A 19,249-nucleotide genomic window follows, 5' to 3' on the forward strand; every position below is an offset into this window, starting at 1 on the left:
TGGGAAGCACGCCGCAATCCCTGCGCGCCTCCGGGGCCTCCCTGCAAATCGTGCCTGCGGATCCCGCTCTCCCCCCTGCGAGAGGGCCTGGGCATCTCCATTGCAGCGGGCCGGGTGACGCGGGGCCGTACTCGTGCCGAGGGATGCACGCGCCTGCTCCGTAGCGTGAACCCGACCAGCCAGTGAGGGAACGGCCATGGCCTACACGGTGAAGTGCGGCGACGTGATTGTGGTGAAGTCCCAGCAGGGGAAGTTCCTGACGGTGGGGAGGGATGGAGTCACGGGCGCCAACGCTCCGGCCATCACCGACCACGAGCGGTTCTTCATCCATGACGCCCAGGGCGCCGTCACGGAGAGGGAGCTCGAGTACGGCGAGAGCATCATGCTCTTCAGCCAGCACGGCTCCTATCTGCTGGCGGATCCCACCGGCAACGTCCGAGGAGGCAGCGGCAACATCGGAGCCTGGGAGAAGTTCAAGCTCATCAACCCCGAGGATCCCAGCTGCCGGACAGCCATCCCGTACGATGGGAAGATCGCGCTGCAGTCGGACCACGGGAAGTACCTCGCCGCGGAGGCCAACGGGGCTGCCAGGGCGGATCGCACCGCCGTCGGCCCTGCGGAGAAGTGGACGATCCTCAAGGGCCGTCACGTGGCCGAGAACCAGCTGACCCTGGGCGACACGCTCTCCTTGAAGTCCTACCACGGCCTCCATCTGGTCGCCGAGAGCACCGGTGAGCTGAATGCCAACCGCGAGGGAGTAGGGGACTGGGAGCGGTTCGTGGTGCAGAGCGCCACGGGCCCGAGCCGGGTGAAGCAGGTGCACTACGGCGACGTCGTCTCCCTGGTCACCGCGCACGGCAAGTACCTGGGGCTGGACGAGAACGGCAAGCCGAGGGCGGACCGGACGGCCATCGGAGTGCCGACCCGGTGGGTGGTGAGCAATCCATCGAGCCCCAGGTCGAAAGCGGGCGTCTACTACGACGACGCCATCGCGCTGCGCGCCTCCAACAACAGCTACCTGACGGCGCAGCCGGACGGGAGGACCACCACCGATCAGCCCAACCTCGGCCCGTGGGAGCGCTGGAAGCTCAAGTCCACCCGGCGCTACCTGACCGGGGGCAGGGTGCAGCAGATCATCCAGCAGCAGCTGAGCGGCAAGTTCGCGGGCGACTTCCGGATGTACGTGGCGGACGGCGAGTACTACTGCCCGTCGGTGAGTGATGCTCACGAGGTCATCCGCAAGACGCTCGTCGAGCACAACCAGTACACGCGGGAGAAGTTCGACTGCGATGACTTCGCCCACATCCTCAAGGCGGAGTTCATCAAGGACGGCTACAACAACGGGGTCCGGCGCGCGCCGCACTGCTTCGGCATCATCTGGGCGGGCAACCACGCCTTCAACTGGATGATCAACGACGACTTCAACCTGCGCTTCATCGAGCCCCAGAGCGACGGCATCTTCTACCCGAATGAAGGGGTGTCCAGCATCTACCTGATGACCTGCTGAGCCTCCTCGAGCCCCCGCTCAGCGGCCCCCCTTGTCGCTCGTCGCGAGGGGGCGTTGCCGCAACAATTCGCGCACCAGCTCGCTGAAGGCCGTCACCTTTCGTGGCAGGTGCTTGCGCCCGGGATGCACCAGGTACACCGCTCCCGTGGAGGACACCCAGCGCGGCATCACGCGCACCAGCGTTCCGGCCGCCACCTCCACGTCCGCCATGTGGGAGGGGAGCATTCCAATGCCCGCGCCCGCCTTCAGCACCTCGCGCGCGAAGAACATGTCGTCACAGGTGACGCGGGTGCGGGCATTCACGTCCGCCATCGAGCCGGGCGCCACCTGGAGAATGGGCGGAGCCCCACGGAACCCGATCCAGTCGTGGCTCTGGAGCTCCTCGGGCGTGCGAGGCGTTCCCCGGCGCGCCAGATAGGCCGGCGATGCATAGAGCTGGACGGCGACGGGGCCCACCTTGCGCGCCACCAGCGACGAGTCGCGCATGGCCTTGAGCGAGATGCGCAGCGCCAGATCGAACCCGTCACGGACGAGATCCACGAGCGTGTTGGAGAGGTACACCTCCACCTGGGTGTTCGGGTAGCGGGTCGTGAAGCGCTTCACCGCCTCCGCCAGCACGATCGTTCCGAGATCGACGGTGCTGGTCACCCGCAGGGTGCCGGACGGCTCCTCCTCGCGCTCCGGGAGCTCCGCCAGGGACTCCACCAGCGAGCTCACCGAGGGCGCCACCCGATCGTAGAGCGACACGCCAGCCGTGGTGGTCGACACCTTCCGCGTCGTCCGATGGAAGAGGCGCACTCCCAGGGACTCCTCGAGCGTGGCCACCGCCCGGCTCACGGTCGAGCGCGGCACTCCCAGTCGCTCGGCGGCCCGGGAGAAGCTGCCGGTGTCGTGCACCGCGACGAAGGCATGCATCAGGTTCAGGTCGATTGTTGCCATGGCGCACCACAGATGCGCGATTCGGAGCATTGTTTCAAGGGTGGAAGAAGCGCAGGTTCCTGGCGTCGTCATCCTCAAGGAGCCGCACATGTCCACCACACCTCTTCTCGTTACGGGCGCTTCGGGTCACCTCGGGCGTCGAGTGCTCGAACTCCTGCTCGCTCGCGGGGCGGGCCCGATCATCGCCACGACGCGCAACCCCGACTCGCTGAAGGACTTCGCCGCCCGGGGCGTCGACGTGCGCCGCGCGGACTTCGACGACGAGGCCAGCCTGTCCCAGGCCTTCCGGGGCGCCGGGCGGGCGCTGCTCATCAGCACGGATGCCCTGGACCGTCCGGGCCGTCGCCTCGCCCAGCACCAGGCCGCCATCCGGGCCATGAAGGCAGCAGGCGTCCGGCACATCGTCTACACGTCGTTGCCCAACCCGCATCCCGGCTCACCCATCAGCGTCGCCGCGGACCATCGCGAGACCGAGGCCGCGATCCAGGCCTCGGGGCTCGACTTCACCTTCCTGCGCAACAACCTCTACACCGACCTGTTCCTGCACTCGCTGCCTGCCGCCATCGCGTCCGGGCAGCTGGTCGACGCGCGGGGCACGGGCGCCACCGCCTTCGTCACGCGCGAGGACTGCGCTCAGGCGGCCGCCGCCGCGCTGGCCGAGCCCACCACGGGACGGCACACGCTCGACGTGACGGGACCCGAGGCAGTGACCAGTGACGAGCTCGCCGCGCTCCTCAGCGAGCTGGCGGGCCGCAAGGTCGTCCATGTCTCCGTGCCCCCGGACGCGCTGGTTCGCGGGATGGTGGGGCACGGCCTGCCTCAGCCCGCGGCGGAGCTCTACGCCTCCTTCGACGCCGGCATCCAGAAGGGAGAGCTGGCCACCGTGACGGACACGGTGAAGCGCCTCTCGGGACACGCGCCTCAGTCGGTGCGCGACTTCCTCACGGCCCACCGAGCGGTCCTGCTCCCGGCTCGGAATACTTAAGCCGAGGCTTGACAATTGGCGGCTTGGCGCCAATACTCAAGTCCGTGCTTAACCAACGAAATGTCGACCGCGTCTTCCACGCGCTGGGCGATCCGACCCGAAGGGCGATGCTGGAGCGGCTGAGCCGCGGCCCGGCCTCGGTCAGTCAGCTGGCCGAGCCGCTCCCGGTCTCGCTCGCGGCGGTGGTCCAGCACCTCCAGGTCCTCGAGGAGAGCGGGATGGTCCGCACCGAGAAGGTTGGACGGGTGCGCACCTGCAGCCTCGCTCCCGACGGCCTGAGGCTCGCCGAGCAATGGCTCAACGAGCGCATGTCGCTGTGGGAGCGCCGCCTGGACAGGCTGGGCGACATCCTCGCCGAGGAAGAGGAAGCAGAAGAGCCACCCCCAAGCAGAAAGAAGAAGCCATGAGCACGCCATCCATCGTTCACAGCACCTTCTCCATCGAGCGCACCTATCCGGCCAGCCCGGCGCGCGTCTTCGCCGCGTTCTCCACCCCCGCAACCAAGCGCCGCTGGTTCGTGGAGGGGGAGGGCTGGCACATCGACGAGTTCAAGATGGACTTCCGCGAGGGAGGGCTCGAGATCAGCCGCTTCCGCTTCAAGGACGGGCCGCCGGTGAGCAACGACACCGTCTACGTGGACATCGTCAAGGAGCAGCGCATCGTGTTCTCGTACGTGATGGTCGTGGGCGGCAAGCGCATCTCCGCGTCGCTGGCCAGCATCGAGATCTTCCCTTCGGGCAAGGGCACTCGTGTCGTCTACACCGAGCAGGGGCAGTTCTTCGATGGCGCCGATCAGCCCAAGATGCGCGAGCTGGGCTGCAGCGAGCTGTTCGACAAGCTGGGCGAGGAGCTGAAGCTCAACGGCTGAGCCGAGGACGACCCGAGGCTTGCTTGGGTCGCCGGCCGCGCCGGGCCGCCTGACTAATCGGCGTGCTCGGTGAGTGTCACCTTGATGTCGACGACCGGCGTGCCGTCGATGGCTTCGATGGGCCCGATGCGCAGCCGGGTTCCGGAGCGCTCTCGCACGGTCACTCGATGGATCCCTAGCGGGTTGGGGCGGTCGGGAGACCGCGTGGCGAACACGCCGGTGAGGGGAATCGCGGGATCGTCGCGCGGGTGCACCTCGAGCACGGTGCGATCCGCGAGATGAAGCCAGGAGATGACGAGGACTTCATGCCCTACCTCGAGCCTGGAGAGGGCTCGCTCGAAGGCCGGATTCACCTCGAGCCACGCGTCCGGCGCTTCCTCCGAGCCCTGTCGTGGCGCCTCGGTCAGCGTGCGAAGCGTCGAGCGGATGTAGCCGACAGGTTGAAGCGAGTACTCCTCGCGCTTCCGGGCCACGTCCGGGTTCGAGGACGCGCTGTCACTCGGTGGGGGCATGAAGCCTTCCTTTCGCAGCCTGAAACGGGCAGAGGGCCCGAGTCCGCCCCCCTGCCGGGCGCGGTCTGTCCGAACTGGTCTGCTTGTCATACCAGTTCGGAACCGGTTCGCCCGGCTGGCTGCGAGCCCACCTGTCACGGCCCTGGGTCAGGCGCGAGCCACGGTCTCGCGCCCGTTCTGCTGTAGGAGCGTTGGCGCTACCTCTTCCACGGCCTTCGCACCCAGCCCCAGCTGAGCGCGCACCTCGGAGAGCGGCGTGTTCCACAGCTGCTTCCAATCCATCCCGAAGAGCGGGCGGGCCTGTCGCCCCAGCAGCCACCCTCGGGAGATCTGCGTCATCCGCGCCCCGCTGTCCTCGAACGCATAGAGGAGGGTGTTGAGCAGGCCCGCGGAGAGGATGGACAGCGCGACGCGGTTGGGGAACTGGGCCAGGTAGAAGGCCTGGAGCCCCAACTCGCCGGCCACGTCCGGCCCGAAGCCCGTCACCACGTGCCACAGATCATGCGTCTCGCGCATGTGGGCCTCGATGAAGGAGACCTCGTCCTTCACGGGCCCGATGGGCAGGGCGGCGGGGTCCAGGCCGTGCCGGCGCATGAATCGGGAGTACTCGTGGCCGAGCGTCCCCTCCGGAAGCCGGCCGAGCGCCTCCAGATCGATGGCGCCGAGGCGCGGCTGGCTCCGCAGGGCCTCGACGCCTCGAGGCGTCTGTCGGTAGGCCTCCACGAGCTGCTGGCTGAGGCGGGGGTTCTCGTGGATGGAATCGATGAGGCGGAACACCTCATCCAGGCGGTTGGGGGCCCGGGTGAGCCTCAGGAAGGCGTGACCACCGCGGACGCTCAGGGGAAGGTTGAACATGGTGCTCCTCCAGCGAGGGATGTCGCTTCGTGACGGGATGCCAAGAAGGTAATGAGGGGGAGGGGTGTGCGAAATTCGCATCCCTGTTCAGGTTTCTGGCGAGGTGCTCATCAGCGAGGGGCTGCGGCTGGGGATGATGGATCGGCTGCAGGCGTTCGAGCGCCGCATCGAGGCCCTGGTGCGAAGCTACCTGGTCCACTTCGGCCGCGAGCTGCGCACGCAGCGCGTGGAGCTGGCGACGTTCCTGCTCACGCGAGCCATCCGAGGCGTCATCTGGTCCGCGGCCGTCGAGCGGCCAGAGCTCTTCGAGGATCCGCAGCTGGCGCACGAGCTGGGAGAGCTGATGCTCGGCTACCTGCTGCCAGTCGAGAGCGCCGGGCCCGCGACGAGCGCCCCTCGCGGGAAGCCTCGCTGAGGCTCTCAGGGCCGGAACATCACGTCCGTGCGCAGCACGTACTTGCACCCGCCGAGCACCGGCGCGCCCTGGTGCACCATCGAGTGCTCGAACAGCAGCAGCATGCCCCGGCGAGGGATGACGGTCGGACCGAACTGGAAGTTCGTCGTCCCGCCCTCGAAGTCATCGTTGAGGTACACCATCGCCGTGAAGAGGCTCAGGTCCTCCGGAGTGCGGATGAACGGGCCATCGCCGTGCCACTTGAAGTACTGGCCTCCCGTGTAGCGGTAGAAGCGGAAGCGCTCGTTGAGGCCGTGCGGGCGCCAGGAGCCCATGCGCCGGTGGGTGGTCGGCACCAGGTGCTTCATCCGCTCCCAGAGCCGGCCCGCCAGCTCCGGGTCGTCCTTCATCACCCGGGTGTTGTTGCGGATGTCCGGCCGCATCTGGAAGCCCCGGAAGGTGGTGATGGGGTCCGTGAGCGGGCTCGTCACGGGGCTCCGGACGCTGGGCTACACCGAGCGGCTGCGCGGCCGACTCATGAACGCGCGGCTGCTGCTCGAGCGCTCCCTGGCGGTGGCCCGGGAGCACGACGCGGGCTCTCACGTCGCGAAGGCCACCGCGCTCCTGGGCCTGGTGCTGCACGAGCTGGGCGAGGACGCCGCGGCGGACGAGCACTTCGAGCAGGCCCGCAGGCTGGATGGAGCGCCCATGGCCCGCCGCGCGCTGTGGCAGGCGGAGCGTGAGCTGGCCCTGGGCCGCCGTGAGCTCGCGCGCGAGGCGACGCGGCGCAACCTGGAGGCGTGTCGGCGCCTGGGCTGGCACGGTCATGTCGCGCACTGCCACACCGTGCTGGGGCTGCTCGCGGTGGAGGACGAGCTGGCGGCGGCGGGTGAGCACCTCGTGCACGCCCGTGCGTGGGCTCGCGCCTCCAATGAAGTGGAGATGCTGCTGCGCTGCCATGAGCTGGCGGCCCGGCTCGCGCTGGCGGCGGGGCAGCTGGAGCAGGCGCGGCACGAGGCGGAGGCGGGCTTGTCCCTTTCCACGGCCTGCGGGTTCGGCCTGTTCCGCAGCCGGCTCGCGTGCCTGGTGGCGCGCAGCATTCTGGCCCGCGATCCCCGGGGTGGGGTGGACGCGGCGCTGGAGGCCACCGCCGACGAGGACGCATGGGAGCGCAAGGAGGCGCTGGCGCTCGCGGAGAGGGCGCTGGAGGCCACGGGCCAGCAGGAGAGGGCGCGTGAGCTACGGGCGGCTCAACGCTCTGAAACGGCGCGATCCAGGAGGCGTTGAATGGCCGAGGCCTGTCGCGCCTCGTTGCCCGTGAAGCGCAGGCCCAGGCCCTGCTCCTCACCCTTCTTGCCCTGCCAGATCACCCGCGCCTCGAGCCAGGTGCCGCCCAGGCCGAACAGCCCGCCCACCACCTTCAGCCACACGGGCTCGCCCTCCTTGACCTTGCCGAGCTGGCGGGCCACGACGAACGCGCCCGTCTGGGACAGATCCCTCAGCTCTCCGGGGAGCTGCCGATTCGCGAGCTTGATCTGGCAGTTCTTGCGGATGGCGATGCGCTCGCGCGTGGCCGTGCCCATGGCCAGCGGACGCTGCGCGCAGAACGCAATCATCTCCGCGGCACGGCGCTTGTGGTCCCCGGAGAACTCCGCGAGGAAGCCGCCCACGCCATCGCGGCCAATCGCCCGTCCTCCGGTCAGCGCGACGCCGAGGACCTCGAAGCGCTGGTCGCTGTCTCCGAAGGTGATTGTCAGCATCACCCGTGTGCCTTGGAGGACCCCGCGCAGGGTGGGCACGAAGATCGTCAGCGTGCCGCGCTCGGTCTTCGCCGCGGTGAGCAGCGCGCGGCGAGAGGCGTACTGAACAGTGAGCGACGTGTCGTAGGCGTCGGCCATGGCCCGATTATCGGCAGGGCCCGTGTTTCGTTCAACGCCGGTGAAATTTCCCGATGTCGCCTGGGTTCGATGGGGACCGTTCACGTCCCTGGCGCCAGGGAACAGCTTCTTCCCTGGCGTCAGAGCGCCTCGCCTTGACGTAGGACGTCGGGACGCGTCAGTGCTTCAAGGGGTGTTGGTGGTCGTGCAGGTGGGTGTAGCTCGTGGGATTGCCCAGCCTGGCCATCTCCTGCCGGGTGGCATCGCGCTCGTACTTCCACGGGTTGGTCTCGGTGTCGCTGGTGTCCCCGGGACAGTGCACCGCGTCCACCCACTGGGTGTTGAAATAGACCTTCCCGTCGAAGATGACGTGGAAGCGCTCGGCCCGGGTGCTCTGTTGCCCATTCCAGGCCGCCAGCGGCTCATCGTGGCTGGACAGCTCCTGGCCTCTCAGCTTCAGCTCCTCGAGTGTCTCCGTCTTCCGCATGGGATTGCCTCCTCTGCGTTCAACGGTGGGCACTCTCCGTGAAGGATGGGACACGGGCGCAGAGCGCCCATGGCCAGCCGCGCCTCCAGCAGGCTGGCGGACAGGGAGTTGACATCCTGCCCGCCAGGAGGGGACGAGCACTCAGCGGCCGAGCTCGATGTTCTCCAGCACCCCCAGCGCGTCGGGCACCAGGAGGGCCGCCGAGAAGTAGACGCTGACGAGGTAGGAGGTGAGGGCCCTCTCGTTGACCTCCATGCGGCGCACGGAGAGGCTCGGCTCGACCTGATCCGGGACCTCCGTGTTGTGGAGCCCGATGACGCCCTGATCGTCCTCGCCGGTGCGGAGCACGAGGATGGAGCTCGTGCGCTCCCGGGTGATGGGGATCTTGTCGCAGGGCAGCAGGGGCACGCCGCGCCAGCCGAGGAACCGGCTGCCGTGCACTTCCACGGGCGTCGGGTAGATGCCCCGGCGGGTGCACTCCTGGCCGAACGCGGCGATGGTGCGCGGGTGGGCCAGGAAGAACCGCGACTTGCGGCGCCGGCTCAGCAACTCGTCCATGTCATCCGGCGTTGGCGGACCGCTGCGCGGCTGGAGGCGCTGCTTGAGGTCGGCGTTGTGCAGCAGCCCGAACTCCGGGTTGTTGATGAGCTCGTACTCCTGGCGCTCCTTCAGCGCCTCGATGGTCAGCCGGAGCTGCTGCTGCGTCTGGTTCATCGGATCGTTGTAGACGTCCGCGACGCGGGTGTGCACACGCAGCACCGTCTGCGCCACGCTCAGCTCGTACTCGCGGGGCCGCAGCTCGTAGTTCACGAAGGTGCCCGGCAGCTCCGGCTCGCCCTTGTGGCCCGCGGCCAGCTCGATGGCGGCCTGACCCGCCTTGTCCTGTGGCAGCTTCAGCCGCCGCTTGTAGCCCTCGACGTGCGCGCTGAGCGCCGGGGACTGGCGGATGAGGTTCTCGAACGCCTGCTGCGGCATCACCATCACCGTGCACGGCGTGAGCGCCTTCACCGTGAACGGCCAGACGTCGTTCGACTCCACCACCGCCTGATCGCCGAAGTGGTCACCGTCGCCGAGCACCTCGAGGATGATCGGGTCGCCGTACTTGCCCGTTCCCAGCTTGTGGGCCTTGCCGTGAGCCAGCAGGACCACGTGCTCGGCGGGCTTGCCCGCCTCGACGATCAGGTCTCCCGTCTTGAACTCCCGCTGGACGAACTGGCGCGCCAGGGCGTCCAGCATCAACGCCTCGCCGTCCATGCCACGCAGCAGCGGCAGCTTGAGCAGCTCCTGGGGGATGAGCTCCACCTTGGAGCCGATGTTGCTGAAGTTCAGCCGGTCGTCCCCCGCGGTATAGGTCAGCCGCCGGTTGACGCGGTAGGTTCCACCGGAGACCTGGACCCAGGGCAGCATCCGCAGCAGCCAGCGAGGGGAGATCCCCTGCATCTGCGGCTGCGTCTTGGTGGTCGTCGTCAGCTGCCGAGCGCCCTCGGTGCTGAGGCTCAATCGCTGCTCGTCTGCGTCCCTGCCACTGCCCATGTTCACGGAGTTCGCCATGAGGATTTCCTGAAGGGTGTCTGTGCCGCGTCCGGTGGGCTAGCTGCGGCCGATCTCGACGCTCTCCAGGATGCCGAGCGCGTCAGGGACGAGGACCGCCGCCGAGAAGTAGGCCGTCACCAGGTAGGACATGACGGCCTTCTCGTTGATGCCCATGAAGCGGACATTGAGGCTGGGCTCGATCTCGTCGGGGATGCCGGCCTGGTGCAGGCCCACGACGCCCTGGTTCTTCTCGCCCGTGCGCATCAGCATGATGGAGCTGGTGCGGCTGTCGCTGATGGGGATCTTGTTGCACGGGAAGATGGGGATGCCGCGCCAGGCGGGGACCATGTTGCCGTTCAGGTCCACGCTGGTGGGGTAGATGCCGCGGCGGCTGCACTCCTGCCCGAACGCCGCGATGGCGCGGGGGTGGGCCAGGAAGAAGGACGGATCCTTCCACACGGTGGCCAGCAGCTCGTCCATGTCATCCGGCGTCGGCGGGCCGCTCCGGGTGTGGATGCGCTGCTTGAGGTCGGCGTTGTGCAGCAGGCCGAACTCGCGGTTGTTGACGAGCTCGTGCTCCTTGCGCTCCTTCAGCGCCTCCACGGTCAGCCGGAGCTGCTGCTCGGTCTGGTTCATGGGATCGTTGAACAGGTCCGCCACGCGAGTGTGGATCTGCAGCACCGTCTGCGCCACGCTGAGCTCGAACTCGCGCGGGGCCGTCTCGTAGTCCACGTAGGTGCCCGGCAGCACGGGCTCGCCCCTGTGGCCGGCGGCCAGCTCGATGGCGGCCTGGCCCGACGTGTCCTGCTTCTTTCGCAGCCGCGCCTTGAAGTCGGCGATGTGCTTCTGCAGGGACGGGGACTGGGCGACCACCGCCTCGAACGCGTCCTGTTTGAGGAGTAGCACCGTGGCCGGGGTGACCGTCTTGACGGTGAACTGCCAGTAGTCCTGCGACTCCAGCAGCGCCTCGTAGCTGTAGTGGTCGCCGTCCGCGAGCACCTCGAGCACCGTCTGGTCACCGTACTTGCCGGCGCCGATCTTGTTCACCTTGCCGTGGGCGATCAGGCAGATGAGGTCCGCCTCCTTGCCCGCCTCGGTGATGACCTCGCCCGCCTTGTACTCCTTCTGGACGAAGCGCTCGGCCAGGGCCTGCAGCACCGCGGCGTCCTCGAAGCCGCGCAGCAGGGGCAGCTCGCACAGCTCCTGGGGGATGACCTGCACCTTCGCGCCGGTGGTGGTGAACGTCACCCGGCCGTCGCCGACGGCATAGCTCAGGCGGCGGTTGACGCGGTACACGCCGCCGGACACCTGCACCCACGGCAGCAGCTTGAGCAGCCACCGCGAGGAGATGCCCTGCATCTGCGGAACGGACTTGGTCGTCGTCGCCAGCTGGCGCGCCGCCTCCGTCCCAAGGCTCAGCTGCTGGTGCTCGGACTCCTCAATCGGCTTCGGGGAACTGGCCATTACGGATCTCTCCACTTCGGGCTGAAGGATGGGTGCTGCTGACAGTCATTGTTGGGGGACTACGGGCGGGGAAGCAGCGAGGCGAGGCGGGCGGCCGACGTGCCCAGCCCCCTGGGAGTCGAGAACGTCCGCCCCGCGTACCGGCTGTTGATCAGCTCGAACTCCTTGTAGCGATCCACCGTCTGGTGCCACCGGAGCACGCCGGCCATCCACTGCTGGAGCTTCTCGACGTAGGCGTGCAGCCGCTCCTGCGTGTGGCTGTCCAGCTTGAAGTCCTCGGCCAGGGCGGGCAGCTCCGTCTTGACGATGTGCTCGAACTGGCGCATGCGCGCGGTCATCAGCTCGTTGACGACCCCGGCCGCCTGCGCCTTGTCCACCCCCAGGAAGCGCTGGACGACCAGCACCATGTTGTGGACCTCGCCCTCGAACTCGATCTCCTTCTGGTAGGAGAAGACGTCATTCGTGAAGCAGGCGTAGTCGGCGGCGGAGTTCTCCAGCCCCTGCATGGGCCGGGTCCGGAAGAGGGCGGGGGGGATCCCCACGTCCTGGGCCAAGCGCGCCAGGCTCATCGTGAGATCCGAGCCGAAGGTCTTCCGGCGCATCTCCACGTAGTCCACCGGATCCGGGACACGGTTCTGGATCTGGTTGGAGAGCTCCCACAGCCAGCTCTCCGTCATGTCCATGATGGCCTTGCGGAACCCCCGCCGAGCGAACTCGGACAAGGGGCCGGCGGTGCGGGCCCACAGGTCCGCCAGGCCGAGCTCCACCGGGTTGAGGGGGACCGCGGTCATGGCCTTGGGATCGTCCGGCATGAACTGCGCCAGCCGGGCGTTGAACACCTTGGCTCCCGCCATGTCGCGCGTGTTCCCATACAGCGCCGGGAAGTAGTCGTCCGCGTAGGTGCCCCAGACGAGCCAGCAGGCGCTCAGGTCGAGCTGGGGGCCGTTGGCGGCCGGGTGGATCAGCGCACCGCACAGGGCCACGTCCGCCACGTCGAACTTGTGATCGTCCCAGATGAAGACGCCCGGGTGGCCCGGCAGCGTCTCCAGCATGCCCATGCGCCGCGCCCACTCCTTGGAGTTCTTGCGCGCGGAGTCCAGGTGCGAGTTCACGCGCGTCGTGTACGGCATGTAGAACTTGGGCAGCACCGAGGGGCCCACGGGCTGGTAGGGCACGTGCGTGTAGCTCTTGATGCGCTGCAGCCCCAGGGCTCCGGCCGACCAGGGGATGCGGGCCCCCGAGAGCCCCAGGCCCGACAGGCCCAGGGCGCTGCCGCCACCGGCCCCGGCCTCGCGGTTCATGTAGCGGCTCGAGCGCATGTGCCACTCGTGGCCTCCGGACTGCCAGTCCTGCAGGCCGCGCACGTAGGTGAGCACCTGCGCCTGCTCCACGGGGTTCAAGCCGAACTCCGCGAAGAGCATGGGCAGCTCCGTCAGCACGGTGTTCTCGAACTGGTGGAGCCGGGAGGTGAGGATCTCGTTGGTCAGATCCGCGGCGCGCTGCGTCGGCACGCCCAGGAACTTCTCCAGCACCAGGACGCAGTTGGCGAGCTCTCCCTCCTCCAGCTCGCGCTCGTAGGAGAACAAGTCATTGCGCAGGTGCACGGCGTCGGAGAAGGTGTCCTTGAGGACGCGCATGGGCCGCGAGGCGGCGACGCGATCCGGCACCTCCACGAAGACGGCGTGCTCCACGAGGTCCGCCGACCAGGGGGCTCCGCCCACCTTGCGGCGCATCTCGATGTACTCGATGGGGTTGGAGACGCGGTGCTCGCTGATGTTGGACAGCTCCCAGGTGGACTCCTCGAGCAGGGCCTTGGTGCTCTCGAAGAAGCGCTTGCGCCACTCCAGGGACTTGGTGGGCACGGTGCGCGCCCACAGATCGATCAGGCCGCGCTCCACCGGGTTCTGGGGCTCCGGCGGGGGCGAGAGGTCCACCGGCATGAACGCGGGCAGCCCGTCGAGGTACTTCTTCGCGCCCACGCGATCCCGCGTCTTCTTGTAGAGCTCGAGGAAGTGATCGTCGAAGTAGAAGACCCAGACGTACCAGTCGGTGATCAGATCCAGCTCGGGGCCTGGGGCCTCGGGATGGGTGTACGCGCAGAGCAGGGCGTAGTCCATCGCGTCGAATTTGGCCTCGCTCCAGATGAGGGGGATGCCGCTGTCCTTGGGCGGGTCGATGATTCCCATCTGTCGAGCCCACGCCTTGGAGTGCGTGCGGGCTCCTTCGAGATGGGGGTTCAAGCGCGCCGGCCAGGGGACGTAGAAGTCGGGGAGCTTGAAGGGCTGCTTGGCGTGGGCCTTGGCCATGGGTGCGCCAGCCTTGTGCACGTCGCGGGCCATGTCGCGGCCGGGCGGGCGGGGCCTCGCTCTCAGAGCGTGAACGAAAGGCCAGTGGATGTGTCGGCTGCTCGATACATCCGGGCTGACATGTCAGCGCTGTGTCTGACGTGTCAGGGCCTCGCCCTGACGTGTCAGCGGCGCTCACGTCGGGGCATGCAGGGGGAGAAGCTGAGGGCTCTACTGGTGGGGCTGCTCAAGCCGAACCAACTGGTCCTACAAGCATACCAGTTGGCTCCTCACGCGCGTGTCAGCTTCAGCAACGGGAGCTTGCGAGGGGGGCTCCATTCCGTGCCACTGACGGGGGATGCCGCGGGCCCCTGCACGCGCTGGCGGAGCGCGACGTCTGTCACTGAGGTTGGTGCCCAGATGGTGGTGGCTATGCGGGCGTTCCTGGTGGAGGGACTCATTGGGGCGGCAGGCCTGAGGGGGGCTCCTGGGCGGAGCTGGCGCCGAGGCCTTGCGCGGAAGGCTGCGCTCCCATCAGCCGCGGCAGGAGCTGGGACAGCAGCAGCATGGACAGCGGCGAGGTCTGCTCACCGTCGCTCTTCACCAGGACGGGGCGGGGCACGCTGGCCACCAGCCGCCCCGCCACCTCCAGTCGGCGCAGGGCCAGCTCGTACTGGAGCACCGCCCGGTTGTCCGCGTAGGCCTTGCCCAGGTGCTGGAGCGCCTTCGCCTCGTTCTCCGCCGCGGCGAGCGTGGCCCGGCCCCGCGCCTCTATCTCCCAGCGCACCCGCTGCGCCTCCGTCTCTCGATCCTGGAGCATCCGCGCCACGTCCTCGTGCGCCTTGTTGAGCGCCTCCCGCACCTCGATGCGCCGGGCGTCCCGGAGCTTCTTCGCTCGTTCGATCTCCATCAGCAGCGCGTCCGAGCGCTGCTTGCGGATCAGCTCCCACTCGCGCGCGTAGGCGGCCAGCTCCTTGGACACCCGCTCGCGCGTGGCCAGGTGCTCCTGGTACTGCTGCGGCAGCTGCACGTCCGGGATGTTCGCCCCGAGGATGCGCACCCCGTAGCGCGCCATCTGCCGGTTGAGGCTCTGCTGCATGCTGCCCACGTCGCTGCCGCGCAAGTCATACGCGCGCTCGGTCTGCACCTGGCGGCTGCGCTGGCGGATGGCGTCCTGCACCGCGCTGCTGAGCACCATGTCGAAGTTGCTCGCGCCGATGTGCCGCACGAACAGCACCGGATCGACGATGCGGAACTTGAGGAAGAACTCGATGGACTTCAGCGGCACGTTCTCTCGCGTGGGGCAGGCGAGCACCGGCGCCGTGTAGGGGATCTCGGTGGAGGTATCGACGATGAACTCCACCTTCTGCCAGGGCCACCACAGGTAGTGTCGCCCGGGCGGCAGCGTTCCGGCGATCTCCCCGTAGCGCGAGATGATGCCGGTGGTGCCCTGTTCTATCTCCACGATGGAGCGGCGCCACCACCACAGCGGCGCCAGCGCCAGGGGCAGCAGGGCGAGCACACCCACCAGGGCACTGCCCAGCGCCAGCGCCACGCCCCCCAGGTACACCGCCAGCCCCAGCGGCAGCAGCCAGGCCTGGCCGCGCCGATCCCTGGGGATGACGACCGGCACGACGTTGCCCTGATCGCCCGAGCGGATGAGCTGGCGCACGGCGCTCCAGGTGGAGACCAGCTCCTTGATGCGGGAGAAGGCCGGCTTGGCGGGCGTGGCGATGCTCATGGCTGGGTCTCCCGAGGGAAGGCGGTGAGGGGCTCCTGCTCCGAGAGCTGGCGCAGGCGGCCCGCGCGCTCCTCGATACGGGCCTGGATCTCCTGCATGCGCAGGCGGAGCGTCTGCAGATCCTCTCGGGTGAACAACGGCTGATCTCCCAGGCCGAGCATGCGCCGGGCCAGCTCCATGTAGTCGAGCGCCTCCTGGGGCTCTCCGCTCATATCCACTACCTGCGGCAACCTTCCGGCCGTGGCCTCCAGCTTGCTGAGCACCTCCTGCTGGAAGCGGTACTCGAGGATCTGCGGCGAGGCGGCGCTGCTCAGGGCGCGGATGTCCAGCGCCTGCGCCTCGAGCAGGGCGGCGTTCGCCTTGGCCTCGCTCTCCGCCTCGATGAGGCGCTGGCGCGCGTAGGCGTTGGCGCGGTGGATCTCCTTCTCGCGCGCGGTGTCGATCCGCGCCTGGAAGGTGGCGATCTCGGCGCGGATGCCCGACAGCGTCTCGCGCAGGGAGGCCAGCTCCTTGCTCAGCTCGCCCTCATCCTGCTCTTTGCGGAGCTTCAGCTCGTACTGGTAGGTGTAGGCCTCCTTGGCCACGCGCACCATCTCCGGAGAGGCCAGATCCATCCGGTATTCCTGGCTGGAGGGCTCGGCGTGGGTGATGTTGGCATTGACGAAGCGGACGGCGGGCAGGAACTGGCGGTTGAGCGTCTCCAGCAGGGGCTGGGTGCTCTCGCCCACCAGATCATAGATGTCCTCGGCCTTCTGCTCGTAGAGCAGGGCGCGTGTCACCTCGCTGATGGCGTTCTGCAGCTTCTCGGAGAAGCCCTTCACCGCGCCCAGGGTGAAGATGAATTCGGCGGGCTCCTCGATGCGGAACTGGAGGAAGAGGTCCACCGAGGCGTTGACGCGTCCAGAGGTGGGGGCCTCGCGGATGGGCGCGTTGTATGGGTACTCCTTGGTGGTGTTGACGATGTAGCTGACGCGCTTCCAGGGGTTGAGCATCCAGGTGCGGCCAGGGCCGACGACGGCCTCGAGCTTGCCGAAGCGGGTGATGAGCGCCTGGCACCCGTCGGGCACCATGACGAAGCTGTTGCGCCACAGGTTGTAGGCGACGTAGGCCAGCAGCACGAGCCAGTAGTGTGGGCCGAAGAGGACAGGGGCGAGCTCCGAGGCGAGCGCCGCGTCCACCAGGCCGGCGGCGGTGCGGCCGATGAGGCCCAGCAGGGCGAAGCCCGCCACCACCGCGAGCCAGAGATAGGTGCGGTGGCGGCGGGGGAGCACCACCGGGGAGATGACGTGGGTGTAGTGGGCCTCGCTCTCGCGGGGCACACTGCGGTTGACGATCTCGGCGGCATCTTCCAGAGGGGAGACCTGCTGGTCGATCTGGGTGCCCGCGGTCGCACCGCGCTCACGCGCCGAGAGAAAGTCGCGCGCGTCGACCTGGAACTGCGCGAACCGCTCGGTGGCGGCATCCAGCCCCTGCTTCAGCCTGTCGATCATCGTCTGCACCCCCGAGACGGCTCAGATGGGCAGGGGAGCGGAGCGCGTGAAGGTGCGCACCGCGCGAAAGTCCCGGAGGAAGACAGAGCGGCGGCCGGGCATTGGCTGGAGGACGTTTCGCTACGACTTCCGGAGGCACCGGGGCAGCCGCGCCAAGGAGGCTGGAGGAAATAACTTTTCCGACTTGGACGAGAAAGTCGCTCATTCTCGCTCGGGGAGGCAATTCCTCTCAGAAAAACCTATTTCTTCCTGCCTCCTATCTCTGCTACTCAGGCGTATGACCTCGCCTACGCCCTTCGTGAGAGCGTTGATGAGCAGCCTGCTCGAAGACAGGGGCTATATGGCTGGAGAGCAACAGACGGTTCAACAAACCGACAACCGGGGCGTTCATGCAGCCTGAACCCTCCCATGCAGCGCAAACGACGCAACAGGAGACAACGAGATGAAGACCCTGAAGACTGGACTCATCGGTTTGGTGCTTGGTGCTGCCGTAGCCTTGGGGACCGCAATGGTGGGCAGCGAGGAGGCGTCCGCGGCGGAATGCTGCTCGTCGTGTGAGCCGGCTTATGAGGAGTGCATGGACGGCTGCTTCGGGGAGTCAAGCTGCGAGCTGTGGTGCGGCCGGGCGGGGGTCGCGTGCCACCGTACGTGCGTCTCCAGCTGCTGAGCGCTCAGCGGCCGGTCCGTTCCTTGAAGTGAAGGGCGGGCTGGAGATCCCGGAGGTCTCCAACCCGTATGCTCAGGGCGACATGCGGGATGACGAGCTCTGGCAGCGAGGGAGGGCGGCATGGAAGCGCCACCAGGGGGCACTTGCGCTGGCTGGCGCGGTGGTGACGTGCGTCGTGTTGCTGCGCACCTGTGTCGTGCAGCCGCGGCTCATTTCTTCGGACTCGATGCTGCCGACGCTGATGCGAGGCGACCGGGTGGTGGTGGACCAGCTGTCCTACCGCCTCGGTCCGGTGCGCGCGGGCGACATCATCCTCTTCGAGGCGCCGCCCCAGCTGGTGGAGAAGGACCCACGGCAGCGGGGCGTCACCTTCATCAAGCGGGTGGTGGCGCTGCCGGGGCAGCTCGTGGAGGTGCGGGAGGGGAGGGTGCTGGTGGACGGAGCGCCCCTTCGCGAGATGTACTTCGCCGAGGCTCCGGACTACGCCTGGGGACCGGAGCGCGTGCCCGAGGGAATGCTGTTCGTCATGGGGGACAACCGCAACAAGAGCAGTGACTCCCATGACTGGGGCTTCCTGCCGCGAAGCCACGTCCGCGGCCGTGCCTGGGTGCGCTTCTGGCCCCCCGTCCGCGCGGGGGGCCTCCAGTGACGCCCCATCGCAAGCCCCTCTTGCTCCTGGCCGCAGCGGCAGTGCGGGATGATGGGGCATGGGGAGGTGGCCTGAGGGGCGCGCTGTCACTCACCTCCCGAGCTCGAGCGCGAGCAGGTCGAACACCCGTCGGATTCGCTTGCTGGTGTTCAGCTCGCGGTGGGTCGTCAGCCAGATGGGAAGGAACAACGGGGCGAGGCTGGGGAGGGCCCGCCGGACGAGCGGCTCGGCGTCTCCCACGCGCTCGGGAGCGATGCCCACGCCGATGCCCTGCTTGACCATCTCCCAGTGCACGAGGTGGCTCCCCGTCAGCACCGGGAAGTTCCGTCGCGTCAAGCTCAAGCCCAGCCCGTTCAGCCCGTTGAGCATGGCGTCGGTTCCGCCAAGCCCGATGAAGTCCGCGCGGCTCAGTGCCTTCGGCGTACGTGGGTTTCCGATGCGCGCAAGGTAGCGGGTCGCCGCATACAGCCGCATTGGGTCGTCCCTGACCTTGGTGGCGATGAGGTCGGGCTGGGTGGGGCGGAAGTTCCGGATCGCGATGTCCGCCTCCCGCCGGCGCAGATCGACCGCGGTGTTGGTTGCGACGAGCTCGATGTCGATGCCTGGCGCCTCGCGCCGAAGCTTCTCCACGAGGGGCGGCAGCAGGAAGGCCGAGTAGATCTCGTTGGCCGTGATGCGGACCAGCCCGGTGACGCTCTGCGATTGTCCGCCGGCCGCGAGCGAGACACGCCCCGCGGCGTCGCCCATGGCTCGAACGTGGTCGAGCAGCTCGCGCCCACTCGGTGTCAGCGCGAGGCTCCGCCCCACGCGCTCGAACAGCACCACGCCCAGCTCCTCCTCGAGCGCGCTCACCTGACGCCCGAGTGTCGGCTGCGCCATGCCGAGCGCACGCGCCGCCGCCGTGAGCGAGCCCTCTTCCGCGGTGACCAGAAAGGCCCGCGCCCGATTCCAATCGAAATTGACCGCCCGCCAGTCCATGCATTTTCGCATATCAGG

General features: G+C 68.2%; 19 protein-coding genes. 7 read left to right on the plus strand and 12 right to left on the minus strand.

What is annotated here, in order from left to right:
* Positions 1-196: 196 nt before the first annotated feature.
* Positions 197-1,507: a lectin MOA-related protein gene (locus KY572_RS17450; RefSeq protein WP_224243886.1), complete on the plus strand. Its 1,311-nt coding sequence runs from the start codon at positions 197-199 to the stop codon at positions 1,505-1,507.
* An 18-nt stretch (positions 1,508-1,525) separates the two neighbouring features.
* On the opposite strand, the gene KY572_RS17455 is transcribed toward KY572_RS17450, so the two are convergent.
* Positions 1,526-2,446 carry a LysR family transcriptional regulator gene (locus tag KY572_RS17455; protein ID WP_224243887.1) on the minus strand — a complete coding sequence of 307 codons (921 nt, stop codon included), beginning with the start codon at positions 2,444-2,446 and terminating at the stop codon, positions 1,526-1,528.
* Positions 2,447-2,534: 88 nt separating this feature from the next.
* Here KY572_RS17455 and KY572_RS17460 point away from each other — a divergent pair, with 88 nt between their 5' ends.
* The 3 genes from KY572_RS17460 to KY572_RS17470 are packed head-to-tail and all read left to right on the plus strand — an operon-like array spanning position 2,535 to position 4,299.
* The gene (locus KY572_RS17460) at positions 2,535-3,431 is read left to right on the plus strand and encodes an SDR family oxidoreductase (RefSeq protein WP_224243888.1); all 897 of its coding nucleotides are present in this window, start codon (positions 2,535-2,537) and stop codon (positions 3,429-3,431) included.
* A 44-nt stretch (positions 3,432-3,475) separates the two neighbouring features.
* Positions 3,476-3,838 (plus strand): ArsR/SmtB family transcription factor, encoded by a 363-nt coding sequence (locus KY572_RS17465; RefSeq protein ID WP_224243890.1) that lies wholly within the window; start codon positions 3,476-3,478, stop codon positions 3,836-3,838.
* Complete coding sequence (locus KY572_RS17470) at positions 3,835-4,299, plus strand: SRPBCC family protein (protein WP_224243891.1); 465 nt, start codon at positions 3,835-3,837, stop codon at positions 4,297-4,299. The genes KY572_RS17465 and KY572_RS17470 overlap by 4 nt, the downstream gene beginning before the upstream one ends.
* A 53-nt stretch (positions 4,300-4,352) precedes the next feature.
* Here the strand turns inward: KY572_RS17470 and tsaA are convergent, their stop codons facing one another.
* Both tsaA and KY572_RS17480 read right to left on the minus strand, forming a co-directional pair.
* Positions 4,353-4,811 (minus strand): tRNA (N6-threonylcarbamoyladenosine(37)-N6)-methyltransferase TrmO, encoded by a 459-nt coding sequence (gene tsaA, locus KY572_RS17475; RefSeq protein ID WP_224243892.1) that lies wholly within the window; start codon positions 4,809-4,811, stop codon positions 4,353-4,355.
* 147 nt (positions 4,812-4,958) lie between these two features.
* Entirely contained in the window at positions 4,959-5,666 is a 708-nt protein-coding gene (locus KY572_RS17480; protein ID WP_224243893.1) for a Coq4 family protein, read from the minus strand.
* A gap of 64 nt (positions 5,667-5,730) precedes the next feature.
* On the opposite strand from KY572_RS17480, the gene KY572_RS17485 reads away from it, so the two are divergent.
* The gene (locus KY572_RS17485; protein WP_224243895.1) at positions 5,731-6,081 is read left to right on the plus strand and encodes a hypothetical protein; all 351 of its coding nucleotides are present in this window, start codon (positions 5,731-5,733) and stop codon (positions 6,079-6,081) included.
* A gap of 5 nt (positions 6,082-6,086) precedes the next feature.
* On the opposite strand, the gene KY572_RS17490 is transcribed toward KY572_RS17485, so the two are convergent.
* Positions 6,087-6,551 carry a 2OG-Fe(II) oxygenase gene (locus tag KY572_RS17490; RefSeq protein WP_224243897.1) on the minus strand — a complete coding sequence of 155 codons (465 nt, stop codon included), beginning with the start codon at positions 6,549-6,551 and terminating at the stop codon, positions 6,087-6,089.
* Here KY572_RS17490 and KY572_RS17495 point away from each other — a divergent pair.
* On the plus strand, positions 6,535-7,347 hold the full coding sequence (locus KY572_RS17495) for a hypothetical protein (protein WP_224243898.1): 813 nt from the start codon (positions 6,535-6,537) through the stop codon (positions 7,345-7,347). The two genes, KY572_RS17490 and KY572_RS17495, sit on opposite strands and share 17 nt — an antisense overlap.
* On the opposite strand, the gene KY572_RS17500 is transcribed toward KY572_RS17495, so the two are convergent.
* The 7 genes from KY572_RS17500 to KY572_RS17530 form a co-directional block, all read right to left on the minus strand.
* Positions 7,311-7,958, minus strand: coding sequence for a PilZ domain-containing protein (locus tag KY572_RS17500; protein ID WP_224243900.1), 648 nt, complete (start codon positions 7,956-7,958; stop codon positions 7,311-7,313). The two genes, KY572_RS17495 and KY572_RS17500, sit on opposite strands and share 37 nt — an antisense overlap.
* A gap of 157 nt (positions 7,959-8,115) precedes the next feature.
* Positions 8,116-8,424 (minus strand): hypothetical protein, encoded by a 309-nt coding sequence (locus KY572_RS17505; protein ID WP_224243901.1) that lies wholly within the window; start codon positions 8,422-8,424, stop codon positions 8,116-8,118.
* A 141-nt stretch (positions 8,425-8,565) separates the two neighbouring features.
* The gene (locus tag KY572_RS17510; RefSeq protein WP_224243902.1) at positions 8,566-9,975 is read right to left on the minus strand and encodes a family 2B encapsulin nanocompartment shell protein; all 1,410 of its coding nucleotides are present in this window, start codon (positions 9,973-9,975) and stop codon (positions 8,566-8,568) included.
* Positions 9,976-10,014: 39 nt separating this feature from the next.
* Positions 10,015-11,421, minus strand: coding sequence for a family 2B encapsulin nanocompartment shell protein (locus KY572_RS17515; RefSeq protein ID WP_224243904.1), 1,407 nt, complete (start codon positions 11,419-11,421; stop codon positions 10,015-10,017).
* 59 nt (positions 11,422-11,480) lie between these two features.
* Complete coding sequence (locus KY572_RS17520) at positions 11,481-13,727, minus strand: family 2 encapsulin nanocompartment cargo protein terpene cyclase (protein WP_224243906.1); 2,247 nt, start codon at positions 13,725-13,727, stop codon at positions 11,481-11,483.
* Positions 13,728-14,163: 436 nt separating this feature from the next.
* Entirely contained in the window at positions 14,164-15,447 is a 1,284-nt protein-coding gene (locus tag KY572_RS17525) for an SPFH domain-containing protein (protein WP_224243907.1), read from the minus strand.
* Positions 15,444-16,937, minus strand: coding sequence for an SPFH domain-containing protein (locus tag KY572_RS17530; RefSeq protein ID WP_224243908.1), 1,494 nt, complete (start codon positions 16,935-16,937; stop codon positions 15,444-15,446). Before KY572_RS17530 ends, KY572_RS17525 begins: the two co-directional genes overlap by 4 nt.
* A gap of 695 nt (positions 16,938-17,632) precedes the next feature.
* Here KY572_RS17530 and lepB point away from each other — a divergent pair.
* Positions 17,633-18,253, plus strand: coding sequence for a signal peptidase I (gene lepB, locus KY572_RS17535; protein ID WP_224243910.1), 621 nt, complete (start codon positions 17,633-17,635; stop codon positions 18,251-18,253).
* A gap of 90 nt (positions 18,254-18,343) precedes the next feature.
* Here the strand turns inward: lepB and KY572_RS17540 are convergent, their stop codons facing one another.
* Complete coding sequence (locus tag KY572_RS17540) at positions 18,344-19,231, minus strand: LysR family transcriptional regulator (RefSeq protein WP_224243912.1); 888 nt, start codon at positions 19,229-19,231, stop codon at positions 18,344-18,346.
* Positions 19,232-19,249: the final 18 nt, after the last annotated feature.

It is taken from the genome of Hyalangium gracile (assembly GCF_020103725.1).
GTDB lineage: Bacteria > Myxococcota > Myxococcia > Myxococcales > Myxococcaceae > Hyalangium > Hyalangium gracile.